This is a genomic window from Roseateles sp. P5_B10, from assembly GCF_056400485.1.
In genome coordinates this window covers 1-16,510 of the sequence record NZ_JBFULE010000056.1, presented here as the reverse complement: position 1 = coordinate 16,510, position 16,510 = coordinate 1, and the positions used below count along the sequence as shown (strand labels likewise).

The 16,510-nt window shown below is 68.5% G+C and carries 8 protein-coding genes and 1 pseudogene; 2 read left to right on the top strand and 7 right to left on the bottom strand.

The window, feature by feature from the left end; translation table 11 throughout:
- Positions 1–137, top strand: a pseudogene (locus tag AC1DU6_RS06465) (hypothetical protein); the annotation flags it as partial.
- Between the two features lie 394 nt (positions 138–531).
- Complete coding sequence (locus AC1DU6_RS06460) at positions 532–909, top strand: hypothetical protein (RefSeq protein ID WP_477856365.1); 378 nt, start codon at positions 532–534, stop codon at positions 907–909.
- Between the two features lie 235 nt (positions 910–1,144).
- Here AC1DU6_RS06460 and AC1DU6_RS06455 read toward each other — a convergent pair whose 3' ends face one another.
- From AC1DU6_RS06455 to AC1DU6_RS06425, 7 genes are all read right to left on the bottom strand, one after another.
- A complete protein-coding gene (locus AC1DU6_RS06455; RefSeq protein WP_457321776.1) occupies positions 1,145–3,733 on the bottom strand; it encodes a glycoside hydrolase family 2 protein in 2,589 nt (862 codons plus the stop codon).
- Positions 3,734–3,761: 28 nt separating this feature from the next.
- The gene (locus AC1DU6_RS06450; protein ID WP_477856364.1) at positions 3,762–4,970 is read right to left on the bottom strand and encodes a glycoside hydrolase family 27 protein; all 1,209 of its coding nucleotides are present in this window, start codon (positions 4,968–4,970) and stop codon (positions 3,762–3,764) included.
- A 40-nt stretch (positions 4,971–5,010) separates the two neighbouring features.
- A complete protein-coding gene (locus tag AC1DU6_RS06445; RefSeq protein WP_457321772.1) occupies positions 5,011–7,095 on the bottom strand; it encodes a sialate O-acetylesterase in 2,085 nt (694 codons plus the stop codon).
- 14 nt (positions 7,096–7,109) lie between these two features.
- Positions 7,110–10,040, bottom strand: coding sequence for a glycoside hydrolase family 31 protein (locus tag AC1DU6_RS06440; protein ID WP_477856363.1), 2,931 nt, complete (start codon positions 10,038–10,040; stop codon positions 7,110–7,112).
- Positions 10,037–12,670, bottom strand: a complete 2,634-nt coding sequence (locus AC1DU6_RS06435) for a glycoside hydrolase family 3 C-terminal domain-containing protein (protein WP_477856362.1) — start codon at positions 12,668–12,670, stop codon at positions 10,037–10,039. Before AC1DU6_RS06435 ends, AC1DU6_RS06440 begins: the two co-directional genes overlap by 4 nt.
- 7 nt (positions 12,671–12,677) lie before the next feature.
- Complete coding sequence (locus AC1DU6_RS06430) at positions 12,678–14,276, bottom strand: GH39 family glycosyl hydrolase (protein ID WP_477856361.1); 1,599 nt, start codon at positions 14,274–14,276, stop codon at positions 12,678–12,680.
- Between the two features lie 23 nt (positions 14,277–14,299).
- Positions 14,300–16,510 (bottom strand): WD40/YVTN/BNR-like repeat-containing protein (locus tag AC1DU6_RS06425; protein ID WP_477856360.1); only part of this gene is annotated, 2,211 nt, incomplete at its 5' end.

Sequence of the window (16,510 nt, the reverse complement as noted above, 5' to 3'; positions counted from 1 at the left end):
GGCAAGCTACTGTTCGTCCACCATTTTCCGGACAGCACATCTACAAGAAGTACGGCCGCGAGCGCGCCGCGCTGACGGCTGTCGTCATCAGCTACCGCGTCAAGTCGGCGTTGAAGGATGTCGGCAAGGCCCTGGGCGGTGGTCAGAAGTCATTATCGAGTGGCTTGCCAACGTGCACGCGCATGGTCTGTGCGTCGAGTTCAAGGGCAAGACCATCGCGGTCGAGACCGGGGTCTGCGACCAAGGCAATTCCGTCATCTAGCCCCATCGCCCAGAGCGCTTGGAGGTACGTGCCAAGTCCTGTCGTCGGCTTGCCGGCCTCCACGGCCTCTATGGCTGTACGGCTGAGCCCAGCCTTAGCAGCCAAGTCTTGCTGCCGGAGCTTGCAAACGAATGCGAGCGACGCGCACCCGTTGGCCAAGCTGCTTAGCTAGTCGAATCACAGCCTCTGGAACTGGCATTGCGCTTTTCATGGAACGCATTATCTCGGTCTGCGCTGTTCATAGAAGGCGTGCGGGCTGCCGGTACTGCTTGAAGTTAGAGTTCCCGCAGGGCTTTTCAGCTGCATTTACCTGGACAGTTCGCAGACGGCCGCTGCGGCCCGAATCAGCAATATCGTCGGTTTCGGATGCGCGCGAGGCCCTCGAACACTTCCGCAACGCGTCTCGAGAGCAGCGCGACCGAGAGGCCCGCCAGCATGAGCAGCAGCTGCAGTACCTGCAGCGCGAGTGGGCTGCCACTGCAGAGGCCCTGACGGCCAAGCAGACCGAACTCCGCTCAGCGCTGCAGGAGAAGGCGGACGCCCTGGCGCAGCTTTCTGCAGCTAGGGCAGAACGGCGTCGTCAGGTCGACGAGCAGTTGCGCGAGCTGAAGCCTGCAGTCGAGCGCCTGGCCACTCAAAATACTTGAACCGTGTTCGTCAATCGCCGTCGCGCCGTGCAATTGAGGGACACGCGGAAGTGCAGATGTGCCCCCTGCCATCCCAGCGTTTGCCGCTGAGAACGCCGTGGCACATCCACGGGCGCGCCGTTCGTGTTCACGCAGAACACGCGGCCTTGGACGACGCGTCCGAACATCAGGTTCGCCATGGGAACGATCCCCTCAGAGAAGCGGCCCGCACAAAGGCCCGGACGCCGGAGATCGCTCAGTTCTTGGGCTTGGCGAATACGCGCACCTCGCTGAGTTGCGCCGGGTGATCGGGCGTGACGGCGGGGAAGCGGATGCGCAGGAAGGCTGCCGTCGGGTTGCCGTCGAACAGCGCGACCTCGTGGCTCTTGCGCCTGTCCCTGACGTCGGCGACCTGGCGCCATTGGCTCTGGTCGTTGCTGATTTCCACGACGAAGGGCGGGCTGCTGTCGTCGGGCATCTGCACCGACAGCCAGTGCAGCGCATAGACGTTCTCCAGATGGCCCACCCAAAAGGCCTCGCCATTGCTGGTGTTGGCTCGCCAGAAAGTGCCCGGGTCGCCGTCGTTGGCCAGCGGCGCTTCGTGGCCCGCCGCGGAACCGCTGGTGGCAGTGGGACGGCTGGTGGTCACGTTGATCGGGTCGCCGGGCAGCGCCTTGCGGGAGATCGGCGCGTAGACGATGACCGGCTGGTCGGTTGCCAGCGGCGAGACGCCCGTCACGAAGCGGTCTGGCCCGGTCGTCTTGATCGTCAGGCGCGCGGGCTTTAGCCCGGGCGACGTGGCCTCGATGACGGTCTCCCCGGCGAAGTAGGAGCGGAAGGTGATCGCCGCTTGGCCGTCGCGAATGGCCACCAGCGACTTGTTGCTGAAGGCGATGCTGCGGCCCGTGGGGAACTTGCCGGGGCCGCTAACGATGGTCAGCGTCACGTCCGGCGAATTGCTCAAAGCCCCGCCGGTCTCGTCGTGCACGCTGACGACCACGTGCGCGTCGTCCAGACCCTGGGTACCCTTGATGACGGTCTGGTGTGCCTTCAGCTGCAGATGCGCCGGCTTGCCGGCCACCGGCCAGACGGGTTCCGGTACGTCCCGGTAGTGCGTGCGGTACCAGTGGTACTGGCGCTTGGGCAGGCGGAAGTAGTCGACGAAGCCCATGGAGCCGAACTCGACGGAGGCGATGGAGCCATGGTCGAAGGCGCACCACAGGGCCTCGCCCGATCGCCAGGGGTAGCGCCACGAGAAGGGCCTGGGGTTCGCTTTCTGGTCGGGCGTCTCGGGCATCAGGCCGAAGCCGGGATCGAAAGCACCAGGACGGTCCACCATCGTCGAGCCGTATTCGGACACGACGGAGGCGATGCCGGGGTTCATGAACAGCGTGGCGCCGTCGCCGTTGTAGCCGGCCACGTCGCCCAGCTTGTCGATGTCGCCGCGCTGCGCGCCGCCGATGGCGATGGGGCGGGTCGGGTCCTGCCTGCGCATGAAGGCCACCTGCCGCTTGAGGAAGTCGCGCATGGGGGCCATCGCGTCGCTCGCCGTGAAGAAGGGCTCGTTGCTCGCGCTCCAGACGATGATGGACGGGTGGTTGCGGTGGATGCGAATCATCTCCGCGGCCTGCTGCAGCACGCTGGCCTCGAACTCGGGGCGGTCCGCCGGGTCGGGCGGGTAGGCGCTGGACAGCCAGCTGCCGTCGGCGCCGAAGCCGCCGATGCCCCAGAACGGCGCCTCGGACCAGAGCAGCATGCCCAGTTCGTCGGTCGCCTTCGAGAAGGCCGGCGAATGCGGATAGTGCGAGCCTCGGATGAAGTTAAAGCCGGCATCCCTGACCATCTTCACGTCGCGCCGCGTGGCACCGTCGGTCACGCCGTCGCCCCAGCCGGCCTGGTCCTGGTGGACGTTGGCGCCGATCATGTAAAAGTGCTTGCCGTTCATGAAGAAGCCCTTGTCGGCGGTGAACTTGACCGTGCGGATGCCGAAAGGCGTCTCGAAGCGGTCGACTGCCTGGCCGTTCACGAAAAGGCGGCTCACCATCTTGTAGAGGTAGGGGTGATCGGGCGACCACAGCTTCGGCCGTGCGAAGGCGGGCAGGGTCTGGTCATAAGCCAGCTTGCCCGCGGCGGGCACAGTCTGCTCGCTGTGGTGCTGCGCTACGCGCTGGCCGGCGGCGTCCAGCACTTCGGACACCAGCGTGACCTTAGCCGGGGCGGGGCGGTCGTTGTGCACCTCGGTCTGCACGCGCACGATGGCCTGCGCGTCGGAAACCTGCGGTGTCGTCACGAAGGTGCCGTACCAGGCCACGTGCACGGGGGCGGTGACGACCAGGCGCACGTTGCGGTAGATGCCGCCCGAGAACACGTGCTCGCCAGCGCGCGGCGCGACGCGGGCGTTCCACTCGTTGTTGACATGCACGGCCAGCAGATTGCGGCCGGCCTTCACATGCGGCGTGATGTCGACGCTGAAGCCGGTGTAGCCGCCGACGTGATGACCAGCCTTGTGGCCGTTGACCCAGATGACCGCGTCCTGGAAGACACCATCGAACTCCAGCGTGATGCGCTTGCCCATCGCGCTGGCCGGCACTTCGAGGCTCTTTCGGTACCAGCCGTGGCCCACGTAGAAGCCGGTGCCCAGGAAATAGGGCTCCGAGAACGAATGCGGCAGGTCGGCCCGCCGCCATTGCGAGGTGTCGTGGTCAGCCGCCTGTGCGTCGGCCGGGTTGCCGAGCGTGAAGATCCAGTCACGGTTGATGGGTTCGCTACTACGGGGGACCGCGCTGGCGATGCTGGTGAGTAAGCCCAGGCACAGGGCCGCCGCGAGATGAAAGAGCCGGTGCATGTCGACGTCCTTGGCCCGGGCTTCACGATCAACGCTGCGGCGTGAAGCGCAGCATGAGCACGCCGTGCGGCGCAACCTTGCCGCCGTGGCTTCCGCTGACGCCCTTGGTGACCTTCTTGCTCCACAGGTCTTTCACGTCGGCTTTCTGGTCGGCGGGCAGGCCCAGGCGGTCCCACTTCAGCTTCATGTCTGCGGGCGTCTTGCCGCGGTTGAACAGCACGGCCGCGAACTCGCCGCCCTGCAGCGGGCGCACCCACACCTCGAGCTCGCCTTCCTTCAGCACGCGGCGGCCCTGTTTGCCCAGCGGGTCCTGGTCGACGGCGATGACGTCCTTGTTGGTCAGGATGCGCTGGGTGTCGGCATCCATCTTCGAGAGGTCGTTGCCGGCGATCAGCGGCGCGGCCAGCATGGCCCATAGCGAGAAGTGAGATTCGTACTCGGTGGTCGTCATGCCACCGTTGCCCACTTCGAGCATGTCGGGGTCGTTCCAGCCGTTGGGACCGGCGTGCGCCGAGCGCTCGACCTGCATGTCGAGGATGGTGGTCATGCCGTGCGACCAGTCCTTCTCGCCTTCCCAGGCGTCGTAGATGTCGCCGGTGGTGCGCCACAGGTGGCCCACCGTCGGGCCCCAGCGCTCGGGGTGGTCGGTGCCCCATTCGCAGATGGACAACACGATGTCACGGCCAGACTCGCGCAGCGCCTTGGCCATGATGGTGTATGCCGCCTCGGCGTTGCGGCTGCCGGTGTGGCACCAGTCGTACTTCAGGTAGTCGACACCCCACCTGGCGTACTGGCGTGCGTCCTGGAATTCGTGGCCGGCGCTGCCCGGGCGGCCGCCGCAGGTCAGCGAGCCGGCATCGGAATAGAGGCCGAACTTCAGCCCTTTGCTGTGCACATAGTCGGCCAGCGCCTTGATGCCTGAAGGGAAGCGCTCGGGGTCGGCCTGAATGTTGCCGTCGGCGTCCCGGCTCTTCTGCCAGCAGTCGTCGATGACGATGTACTGGTAGCCCGCGTCCTTCATGCCGGATGCAGCCATCGCGTCGGCCTGCTGGCGGATCAATTGCTCCGACACGTTGCAGGCGAACTTGTTCCACGAGTTCCAGCCCATCGGCGGCGTGGGCGCGAGGTTGGGTTTTGGCGCGTCGAGCTTCAAGGTTTCGTGGGCGTGGGCGGGCACAGCGGCGACGAGGCAGAACAAGGCCAGCGTATGTGCGACGCGTTGGATCAAGGGGTGCATGGAGAGGTCCTCTGGATGTCTGATGGGAAGGCTGGTGGGCTCAGTGGCCGTAGCGGCGGCCGGCCGATTCGAGCGGCCAGCCGTCGGTGCGCAGCGGCGGCAGGGGCAGGCCGTCGCCGCCGACCACGTTGGCTTCGCTGGCGTTGTTGACCCAGGCATAGCGCGCAGCGACGGGTACCGGCACGGCGGCGCTGCGCAGCACGATGCGGTCGCCGTCGAGCCGTGCTTCGGCCGGCTGCCAGCGGCGGTCCGCGCCGGCAACGTAGAAGCCGCGCACGGTTTCGCCGCTGCGGGCGGTGCGCAGGCCGCCCGCGGTCGTGTCAAAGCTCAGCTCGAACTCGCTGCCCCTGGCCGTCTGGCCGGTCAGCCGCGGGCCGGTGGCCGGCGCGGAGCGCAGGCCCAGCTCGTGCATCGCCAGAGCCGCCAGCCGCTGGCCCACGGTGCGTTTGTTACGCGGGTGGATGTCGACCGTGTTGCCGATGTCGATGGCCGTGGCCATGCCGGTGTGGGGCAGGGCCAGCGCCGCGGCCTGGCTGGCGCGGAGTTCAGCCCAGCCATTGCCGTCGGGCCGGTTGTCGGCCATGGGCAGCCAGGACGCCAGCTGCACGAAGAAGAAGGGCAGCTTGGGGTCGGCGAACTGGCCGCGCCAGTCCTGGATCAGGCGCTTGAAGCCGTCGGCATAGGCCGCCGCGCGCCCGGCGTTTTCCTCGCCCTGATACCAGAGCACGCCGCGCACCGACAGGCCTTGCAGCGGGGCGATGAGGCCGTTATGGCCGAGGGTCGGGGCGTTGTTGGCCACCGGGCCAGGTGCGGCCACGAGTTTTTCGACGCGTGCACGCCAGGTACCCACGAGCGACACCGGGCCGGCCGCCGTGTCCAGGCGCAGGTCCGGAGCATCGCCATTGATGCCGCCGTTGCCACCAGTGTCGGTTACGCGCACGGCGATCCAGTTGCTGCCGGCGCGCAGCAGGCCCGCGGGCACGGCGTAGCGGCGAGGCTGCTCCCAGCCGCACTGCCCACCGATCTTCTGACCATTGACCCACACTTCGTCGCAGTCGTCGACCTTGGCTAGGTGCAGCTCAGCAGCACCGGCGGCCTGGGCGGGCTTGAGCTCGATGCGCTTGCGCATCCAGACGATGCCGTCCACGTCTTCCAGGCCCTGGTTTTCCCAGTTGCCGGGCGCCTGCAGCGTGGGCCAGCTGGTGTCGATATCGCCGGCGGCGGACCAGCCCGAGGCGTCCACGCCCTCCAGCGGCAGTCCCTTCTGCCAGGCCGCGCCTCGCGGCTCGGCTTCCCACAAACCTGGGGGCCGCAGCGTCGGCTGGTCGCTGCCTTTGTCGCTCGCGGCGGGCCCGCCCGGAGTGCCCGCGCTCGCCAGCGGCAGCCCCTTCTGCCACGTGGCAATGCGGGGAAGCACGCGCTGGCCCAGCGCGGCACTGAAATTGGCGTTGTCGGCCGGCAGAGCCCGCACGGCGGGTGCGAGGTCGGGGTCGCGCAGGGCGGCCTCGCGGCTCATCCAGGTTTCCAGCATGGAACCGCCCCAGGCGGAATGAATCAGGCCGATAGGCACGCCCTGCACGGCTTGCATCTGGCGCGCGAAGTGATAGCCGACCGCACTGAAATCCCCCACCCGGCCTGACTCGGCCACGACCCAGGATGCCGGGGCGATCTCGGCCTCGGGCCGCACGCTGGCACGCAGCGGCACGCGCAGCTGGCGCAGCTGGGCGTTCTGCGGCGAGGCCACTTCCTGCGCACCGGTGTCGGTGAGTGCCAGTGGCCATTCCATGTTGGACTGGCCGCCGAGCAGCCAGACATCGCCGACCAGCACGTCGTTCAGCGCTGCGGTCCCATCGCCCTTGACGAACAGGCGGTGTGGGCCGCCGGCCGGCAGAGGCGGCATCTGCACGCGCCAACGGCCATCGGCGCCGACGCGGGTGGTTGCCTGGCGGCCCGCGAATTCGACGGTCAGTGTCTTGCCGGGCGTGGCCTGGCCCCACACGCGCAGGGGCCGGTCACGCTGCAGCACCATGTGGTCGCCAAACACTCCGGACAGGCGCACTTCGGCATGGGCTGTGGCGGCCAGCAGCGACAGCAGCAGGGACAGAGATAGGGTGGTCTTCTTCATCGGTAGGCTTTCAATCAGGCGAAATTCAAGGTGAGGGCACGGCCTTGGTAATTGGCGCTGCGGGTCTGCTCGGGCTGGCCCGGCGCGGCCATCAGGCGCACGCGCAGCTGGCGCCGTGCCACCAGGCCGGGGAAGCGGCCCTGGCGCGCGCCGATGTGCAGCGTGCGGTGGGCGTCGTTCCAGCGCAGCTCGGTGGTGGCGCGCTCGCCGCGCTCGTAGCGGTAGGTCTCGCCATCGTCCTCGTAGAGGGTGAAGCTGCCGTCGGCGCCGGGGTAGATGCGGATCTCCCACGGTGCCTCTGGATGCTGGCCTACGTGCTCGACGACCGGGCCCAGCGGCACGATAGCGCCAACGCGCACGAACAGCGGGAACTCGTCCAGCGCGTAGTTGCGTTCGGCGCTGCCGCCACCGGCGTGGCGCTGGCCGGTCCAGAAGTCGTACCAGTCACTTCCGGCGGGCAGCAGCGTGGCCTGGCGCTGGTCCATGTGCTTGGCCTGCTCGGCGTGGACGCGCATCTGGCTGGGCGTATGCCAGGCCAGGCGCATGACGCGGCCACCGGTGGCCTGGTAGTAGTCGATGCGCAGCTTGAGCACCTGGCCCTGGTGCAGCGTGACGCGGTGGCCCTTGAAGCGCGCGCCGCCCACGGCCCAGTCGTCAACGACGAGCTGGCCGTCCAGCCAAAGGCGGAAGCCGTCGTCACCCTCGACACCGATCTCGTGCTCGCCGTCCTCGGCGGCGATGAGCTCGCCCGTCCAGCGCGCCGAGAAGTTATTCAGGCTGGACAGGCCCTCCGGCACATTGGCCAGCGGCGGGCCGGGCCAGTGGTGGGCGATCACCGTGTCGATGGTGCGGCTGGCGGGCTTGTCAAAGTTGACGCCCTCGAAGTACTCGAGCGCGAGGCCGCGCTGGCCGTCGGGCGTGCGAACCTGGGTCAGCGGCACCGTGGCGGCCGGCGGCTGCACCGGGCGGAACATGGCCCGCGTGATGGGCTGCACCAGGAAGGCCGGGCCGAACATGTAGGTGTCGTCCACCTTGCGCAGCGCCCGCTGGTCGGGGAAGTCCATCGCCAGGCCACGCATCATCGTGTAGCCGTCGTGCGTGCTGCGCCAGGCCAGGCTGTACAGGTAGGGCAGCAGCTGCATGCGCAGCTCGACGGCGCGCCGCAGCGAGGCGTAGACGGGCGGGTCCATGGCCTTGTACAGGTAGGGCTCGCGGGCCACGTCGGCGCCGTGGATGCGGTAGATGGGGTTGAAGATGGCGAACTGATTCCAGCGCGCGTAGAGCTCGCGCCAGGTCGGGTTGCGCTCGCCTTCCGGGTAGGTGACGAAGAAGCCGCCGGTGTCCTGGCTCCAGTAGGGCAGGCCGGCCATGGCCACGTTGAGGCCGCCGGCGATCTGCTGGCGCAGCGCGGCCCACGAGGCCGTTGTGTCGCCCGACCAGGGCAGCGCCGCATAGCGCTGCTGGCCGGCCCAGGCCGAGCGGGTCAGCGTGAGCACGCGCTTGCCAGTGGGGCCTGCGGCGCGCTGGCCCTCGTACACGCCCTGGGTGGTGACCAGGCTGTAGGGGTTGAGGTAGCGGGTGAAGTCGCCCATGGCGTTGCGCCCCAGGCCCTTGATGTCGGCCTCGACTTCGCTCGGGTTGTGCACCGCGCCGCCCACCTCGACCTCGGTGCCGTCCATCCACAGCGCGTCCACGCCCACGTCCAGCAGGCCCTTCTTGGCGTGCTTGTAGTAGATGCGGCGGGCTTCGGCGCTGTAGGCGTCGTAGATGCGGGCCTTCTTGGAGACCCAGTGCAGGGGCTCGAAGCGCAGCTTCTTGGCGTCCAGCTCGCGGGCCAGTGCCGTGTCGTTTCCGATGCTGGGCCAGATCGAGGCCATCAGCTTGACGTGCAGCTTGTCGTGCAGTTCGAGCGTCAGCGCGGCGGGGTTGGGAAAGCGCTCGGCGTCCCAGACCATGCCGCTCCACTTGCCGTCCCACACGCCGTCCTTCACGCCGCCCCAGTACTGCCAGTCCTGCACGATGTAGTCGATGGGGAAATGGTCGGCACGGAAGCGCCGCACCACGTCGAGCAGCTGCTGCTGGGTCTGGTAGCGCTCCTTGCTCATGAACAGCCCCAGGGCGGCCTTGGGGAACATCGGCGCGGCACCGGTCAGGTGGCGGTAGCCGCGGATGACGGCGTCCATGTCGGGGCCAGCGGTCAGGTAGTAGTCGGCACCTGCGGGCGCGCTCTCGGCCGTGAAGCTCATGCCCTCGGGCCGGTCGCGGAACGTCATCTTGGAATAGACGTCCAGCAGCAGGCCCCAGCGCCGCGTGGACACGAGGAAGGGCACGACGATGCCGATGTTGGTCTGCACCATCAGCACGTCGCGGCCGCGGTAGTCCATGTAGGGCTCGTCGTACTGGCCCAGGCCGTAGAGGGACTCGTCGGGCGTCAGCGTGAAGGTCTGCGTCAGCGTGTAGCTGGGGTTGCCGGCGATCTCGACTTGCTTGAGCTCGGTGGGCGACGTGGCGCGCTCACGTGTCAGCAGCCGGCCGTCGGCGGCGAAGAAGGCCAGCGCGCCGCTGCGCTTGTTCACCGTCACGCGCAGGCCGGCGCCGGCTAGCGTGAGCTGGTCGGCGGCCTCCTGCACGTCGAAGGGCACGGACTGCGGACGGACCACGACGACGAGGCTGGGCTGCACCGTGTGCGCCTGGCCCAGGTGGGCGGCCACGCGCACCAGGCCCGGGCCGTAGAACAGCACGCTCTTGGTCAGCCCGCCCACGCGGAACTGCAGGCCTTCGGCCACGCGTTGCCAGGCAAAGCCACCGGCCGGGCCGGCCAGCGGCAGGGCGCGCAGTTGGCCGGCGGCGTCCAGCGCCGAGGCCTGTGTGCTGGCCTTGGGGGCCGCCAGCGCGGCGCCGGCAGGAACGCAGGCCATCAGGCCGACGAGGTCACGACGTTTCATTCACGAGTCTCCATAGTCTTCATGATCGGACCGAACGCCGGCAATTCCTTGCGGCCGGTCACTTGCAGCTTGCTCATCTGGCCGGCGGCGCGCACGCCGGTCACGGTCTTCAGCGGCTGGCCGCCGCCGATCCACAGTTCGGCAGGGCCGGCCGGCACGACGCGGCGGCCGTCGGCCTGCACCACGCTCAGTGCGTGGGCCTCTAGATCGAAGCGGATGCGGCGCGAATCGCCRCCACGCAGCACGACGCGCTTGAAGGCCACCAGCGTTCGCTGCGGCGCTGCCTCACCGGGCCGGGTGGCATACACCTGCACGATCTCGGCCGCCTCGCGGGCGCTCTCGTTCTTCAGCAATACGGACAGCGTCGCGCCTTGCCCCGCGGTGACGCGGCTGCGGGCCAGCCGCGGCTGGGCATAGGCAAAGCGCGCATAGCCGAGGCCGTGGCCGAACGGGAACTCGGCCTCGCCCTTGAACCAGCGGTAGGTGCGGCCTTGCATGCCGTAGTCCTTGAAGGGCGGCAGCTGCTCGGCCGAGCGGTAGAAGGTGAGCGGCAGCCGGCCCGAGGGGCTGAAGTCGCCGGCCAGCAGCTCGGCCACGGCCTGGCCGCCTTCGCCGCCGGGGTACCAGGCCTGCACGAGGGCGGGCAGCTTCTGCAGCACGTCGCCAAAGGCCATCGGACTGCCGCTGAAGTTCACCACCACCAACGGGCGGCCCAGCGTGGCCAGGCGCTCCAGCAGCGCGAGCTGCGGCGCGGGCAGGGCTATGCGGGTGCGGTCGCCGCCGGCAAAGCCCGGGGCCAGCACCGTCATCTCCTCGCCTTCCAGTTCCCAGGTCAGGCCGCTGGCGAAGACGACCAGGTCGGCCGCGCGCGCGGCAGCCAGCGCGGCCTCGTCATTTGCGCCGGGGCGGCTCCATTGCAGGCGCTGCTCGCCCTCCCAGCCGATCTGCTGCGCCTCGACGCGCAATGCATAGGTCTGGCCGGCCTTCAGCGTCACGCCGCGTTTGCTCGTCGGCCAGGCGATGTCCCACAGGTCCACCACCAGCTCGCCGTCGATCCAGATGCGATAGCCATGGTTGCTCTTGAGGCGCAGGACATGCTCGCCGCTCTCGCCGGCGCGCACGAAGCCGCTCCAGCGGGCCGACTCCTTGCGGTCGTAGCGCTCCGGCCAGCCCCACTTGAACTGGGCCTGCGCTGCCGTCTCCGACGACGTGGCCTCGCCTTCGAGCTTGAGGTTGCCGAAGCGCTCGAACTTCAGGCCGGTGCGGGTGCAGGCGGCGTCGGCGCAGAGGCTGGGCGCGGGCAGGTCTTCCAGCGGCGGTGCGACCCAGCCCGTGCCTTCGACGAAGTCGATTTGCGCTTGCGGGTAGCGCGCCTTCAGGCCGGCCAGCAGCGTGATGGGCTTGGACGGCGTGCCGTTGTAGTTGCCCACCAGCGCATCCACGCTGTCGGCATTCGGGCCGATGACGGCGATGCGCCTGGGCGCCTGCTTCAGCGGCAGCAGGCCGTCGTTCTTCAGCAGCACCAGCGAGCGGCGCGCGGCCTCCAGGTTCAATGCGCGGTGGGCGGGCGTGTCGAAGTCGGTTGCCTTGATTTCGGTGAAGGTCCTTTGGGGAGGGATCAAGCCCAGGCGCAGGCGCACGTCGAACAGCCGGTGCAGAGCGCGGTCCAGTTCGGCTTCGCTGAGCAGGCCCTTCTGCACGGCGGCCACGGTGGTGGCGGGCTGGGCGGTCGGGTTGCTGCCGAAATCGCAGATCAGGTCGGTGCCGGCGCGCACGGCCAGGGCCACGGCCTCCTCGGGCGTCTTCACATGCTTGTGTGCCCAGTCCATGTGGATGTCCGCCACGGCGCCGCAGTCGGACACCACATGCCCCTGGAACTTCCACTGGTCGCGCAGGTAGTGCTGCAGCAGCGGCTGGTTGGCGCAGGCGGGCACGCCGTCCACCGCGTTGTAGGCGCACATGACCGACTCGGCCCGGCCGTCGGTGACGGCCGCGTGGAAGGCCGGCAGGTAGGTGTCCACGAGGTCGCGCGGCGACACGTGCACGTCCTCCTTGTGGCGGTCGGCCTCGGGGCCGCTGTGCACGGCGAGGTGCTTGACTGCGGCTGACACCTTCAGCTGCTTCGAATCCGGTCCCTGCAGGCCGCGGATGAAGGACACGCCCATGAGCGAGGTCAGCAGCGGGTCTTCGCCAAAGGTCTCCTGGCCGCGGCCCCAGCGCGGGTCACGGAAGATGTTGACGTTGGGCGACCACACGGTCAGGCCGCGGTAGATGTCCGACGATCCGTCGGGCTTGACGGTGTTCAGGTACTTGGCACGGAACTCGGTGCTGACGACGTCGGCCACGCGCTGCACCAGCGGCGTGTCCCACGTCGCCGCCAGACCAATGGCCTGCGGAAACACGGTGGCGATGTCGGCCCGCGCCACGCCGTGCAGACCCTCGCTCCACCAGTTGTAGGCGGGGATCTGCAGGCGCGGGATGGCCGGCGACTCGTGCTGCAGTTGGCTGGCCTTCTCGGCCAGCGTCATCTGCGCCACGAGGGCCTTGGCCTGCTGCATCGAAGGGCTGGCCGCCGCGGYGGTGGCCAGCAGGCAGGCAAGCGCGGTGGCCCCGATCAGACGGTACTGCATCGGTCGGTCATCGCTTCACCGGCTGCAGCGTCAGCAGCGTGATGTCGTTGCTGCGCATGGGCACCGTGAACTTGAACAGGCCGTCCTTGCCGACCTTGACCGTGCGCTTGACCTCGGGCTTGTCTTGCGTCAGCGACTGCAGCTTGGCCAGCTGTTCGGCGCTCAGGTCCTTGGGCGCACCCATCTCCAGGTAGGCGGTGTAGGCGTCATTGGTCTTGTGGCCGGTGCGGTGCAGGGCCAGCTGGTAGCTGCCCGGCTTGAGGTTGCGCAGCGACAGCTTGACCGGCTGCGCCGGGACGTTGGGCACGGGCTTGCCAAAGAAGGTGCCGTTGCTGTTCTGCCCCTGGTCCGGGTGCTGCCAGTCCCAGGCGAGGACGGCGGTCTTGTCGCCATCGGCGGCGGCCAGCACCTTGTCGTCGGTGGTCGGAATTTCGTTGCCGCGCAGCGCGTTGAGGTATTTGTAGGCGAACCAGGTCGGCTTGCGCACGCCGTCGCGCGTCATCAGCCCGAAGCCGCCGTGGAAGGGGGCGTCCGGCGGGCCTGGTTCCTCGAAGAGGTCGCTGTAGACCCAGTAGCTCATGGCCTGCGCATAGCCGCGCGTGGCGCGCAGCTTGGTCAGGATCCAGGGCGCGCTGACATAGCTGTCATGCACCTTGTCGCGCGGGTTGTAGCTGGTGCTCCACTCGGTGATGTACAGCGGGATGCCGGGGAAGGGTGACGCCTCGATCTCCTGCCGGTTGCGGCGCACGTCGCCGACGATGGAGTTGGGGTCGGTCGCCAGGATGCGGTCGGACTTGCCGAACTCGTCAAGGAAGCCCTCGGTTACGCCGTAGCTGTGGGTGGTGACGAAGTCCACCGCCACGTCGTTGGCCTTCGCATAGGCCAGGAACTCGGGCACCCAGGCCGCCCCGGCGGTGGACGGCCCGCCGACCTTCAGCGTGGGGTCGATCTTCTTGATCGTGCGCGCGGTGTTGGCATACAGCTCGAAGTAGGCCTTCTGGTCGGCCCGCTCCCAGAAGCCGTCGAGGTTGGGCTCGTTCCAGACTTCGAAGGGCCACTGGCGCACTTCCTCAATGCCGTAGCGCTGGATCAGGTGGCGGACGAAGGCGTCGATCATCTCCATCCACGGGCCGGGCTGTGGGTGCGAGGTGTTGCCCTTCCAGTGGAAGATGGTCAGCGGCGAGGTCTTCATGACGCCCGGCGTGAAGCCGAGCTCGATGAAGGGCTTGATGCCACGCGCCAGCATGGCGTCGTAGAGCTTGTCGATGGCGGTCCAGTCGAAGACGAGCTTGTCGCCGTCTTTCTTCACCGTACCGTAGGTGTCGTGAAAGATGTCGTGAAAGCGCAGGTAGCGAAAGCCCAGCTCGTCGACCGCGGTCTTGAGCTGCGCCAGGTTCTCCGGCCGGCCGGTGGTGCCGGGAAAGTCGGCGCCGACGGCGAGGTCGAAGAAACGGTCCACGGGCTTGTTCGCCGCGGCGCGGTCGAGCGTGACCTCGCGCGCCGCGGGCGGTGCGGCATGGACCACGGCGCACAGGCCCAGGGTCAACAGCGCCGCCGAGAGCGGAAGCAGGACGCAGCGCGGCAGGGGAAGCAGAGAGTTCGTCATGGGTGGAATCTGTTCTTGAGTAATCAGTTGCTGTAGAGCAGCCCGCGGCCGGTGCCGCTGACGTAGATCCGGCCGTAGGTGCCTTGATCAGCCGCCATCACGCCGATGCCGCCGAATTGGTGGGCGTCGTCGTTGAAGCGCGACCAGGTGGTGCCGCCGTCGTCGGAGCGGTACACGCCCCACATGCCGTCGATCGTGCCCACCACATAGATCGCCGCCGAGTACGCGGCGCCGGCCTTCGCCTTGCCCAGCGCGATGACACTGGCGCCCGACGTGCCGTTGCTCGACGCGAAGCCGCTGAGCCTGGTCCAGGTCACACCCGAATCCACAGAGTGGTAGACGGCGTTGCCGTCAGTCAGCCAGACGTCGCCCTCGACGTTGGGGTTGACCGCGATCGACGTGCTCCAGAACGAGTTGGGGGCCAGGGTGGCCGCCGCCGAGCCGGGGCTCAACGTGAAGCTGTGGCCGCCATCGGTCGAGACGTAGATCTTGCCCGCCGTACCCCATGATGCGCCGCCCGAATCGTAGGCATAGACCTTGTTCGGGTTCTTGCGGTCCGCCGCCAGTCGATAGCCGCGGTTCCAGCCCGGCGCGACGCTGGGCAGCGCCGGCAGGTTGGTCGCCGTCCAGCTCGCGCCGTTGTCGGCGGTGTAGTACGGCACCGAGTTCGAAGGCGCCCAGACCGCCTGGCTACGCGCGGTGACGGCGATGCTCGATTCGCCGCTCGTGTTGGTCGCCGCGCCGGCGGGGATGGTGGCGAACTTCGCCCAGGTCTTGCCGCCATCGCCCGACCAGTAGCCGGTGCCGGCGCCGGTCGAGTTGACGACGCCGACGCCGGCGATGTAGTTCGGATCGGACCATGCCACGTCGGCGGCGTTGCCGTTGCTCCAGCCGGTGCCGGGATTCAGCGTCGGCGCCTTGGAGAGGTCCGTGTGGACCCAGGCGCCGACGTCGCCCGAGCTGTTGACCAGCACGTAGGACGCGCCGGCCGGGGGTGTGACGATGCCGAGGACCGCAGTCTCCTCGATGCCCTCGACCGCGCCCTTCCAGGTCGGTGTGGCCGAGGAAGCGTTCTTCGTTTCGATGACGCCGCCGCCGTGGACGTGCAGGATGTGATCGCGGTCGGCTGGGTCGATCTCGACGTCGTCGACCCAGCCGGACGCAACCTCGCCAGGTGTCTGCGCCTCGATCTCGCGCCAGGTCTTGCCCGCGTCGTCGGACAGTTGAACGATCTGTTGGCCGTTCCAGTTGCCCCAGGAGTTGGTCACGCCCAGCGCGATGCGGGTGTTCGCGCCGCTGCCGTGCACGGACACGCCGCCGAGGCCAAAGTTCGTGCCGCCGGCCGGGTCGACGCTCTTCAGCAGGGTCCAGGTCGTGCCATCGAACTTGTAGAGGCGACCGGGGCCGCCCGCGCCCGGCCCGGCGTCCTTGGTGAAGACGACGTAGAACATGCCGTCGGCGGCACGCACCATGTGGGGAATCTGCATGCCCGAGACCGGGGTGGCCACCGGCTTCCACGAGGCGCCGCCGTCGGTGGACCCGTACAGGCTGGAGGTCAGGCCGGCCGCGTTGACGTAGTCGGGCGCGATGGCGGCATAGACGGTCTGCGTGGCCGTGCCGCTGCCCTTGGTGCCGGTGTCGTAGACCACGACCCCGATGCCCATCCCGCTGCCGCTCGCGGCCTTGACCTGGTCCGCCGTCATCGTGACGGACGACAGCGACGCCACCTGGGCCCAGTTGCGGCCCGAGTTGGTGCTCTTCCACAAGCCGGCCTGGCGAGAGCCGAAGAACAGCGTCGAGGGCTTGTTGGGGTCGACCACCAGGCGCTCGCCAAGGGCGCGGCCGGGGTTGTTGCCGCCCAGGGCGAACGGCAGGTCGACGTGAGTCCAGTGGTCGCCTCGGTCGCTGGAGATGTAGAGCCGCCCATTGCCTTCGAACGTGTACATGCCGGTGGCCATGTAGACGAGCTGGTCGTCGTTCGGGTCGACGGCGATGCTCTCGATGCCGTGGTAGCGGCTCTCGGCTGCGCCGAAACCCAGCCCGTCGGTGATCGGTGTCCAGGATGACGCGGCCGGGTTCCAACGGTAGGCGCCGCCGATGTCGGTGCGGGCGTACAGCAGGTTGGCGGTGGTCGGGTGGAAGACCAGGCCGGTGACGTACCCACCGCCGCCGAACTTCACGCTCGTCCAGGCAGTGGCCGGCGCCGGTGCGGGAGCTGGGGCTGGGGCTGGGGC

What these genes read in the sequence shown, in the direction of transcription:
- AC1DU6_RS06445 (WP_457321772.1), bottom strand. Translation starts at nt 7,095, where the DNA reads ATGAAGAAGACCACCCTATCTCTGTCCCTGCTGCTGTCGCTGCTGGCC.
- AC1DU6_RS06430 (WP_477856361.1), bottom strand. Translation starts at nt 14,276, where the DNA reads ATGACGAACTCTCTGCTTCCCCTGCCGCGCTGCGTCCTGCTTCCGCTC.
- AC1DU6_RS06450 (WP_477856364.1), bottom strand. Translation starts at nt 4,970, where the DNA reads ATGCACCCCTTGATCCAACGCGTCGCACATACGCTGGCCTTGTTCTGC.
- AC1DU6_RS06455 (WP_457321776.1), bottom strand. Translation starts at nt 3,733, where the DNA reads ATGCACCGGCTCTTTCATCTCGCGGCGGCCCTGTGCCTGGGCTTACTC.
- AC1DU6_RS06440 (WP_477856363.1), bottom strand. Translation starts at nt 10,040, where the DNA reads ATGAAACGTCGTGACCTCGTCGGCCTGATGGCCTGCGTTCCTGCCGGC.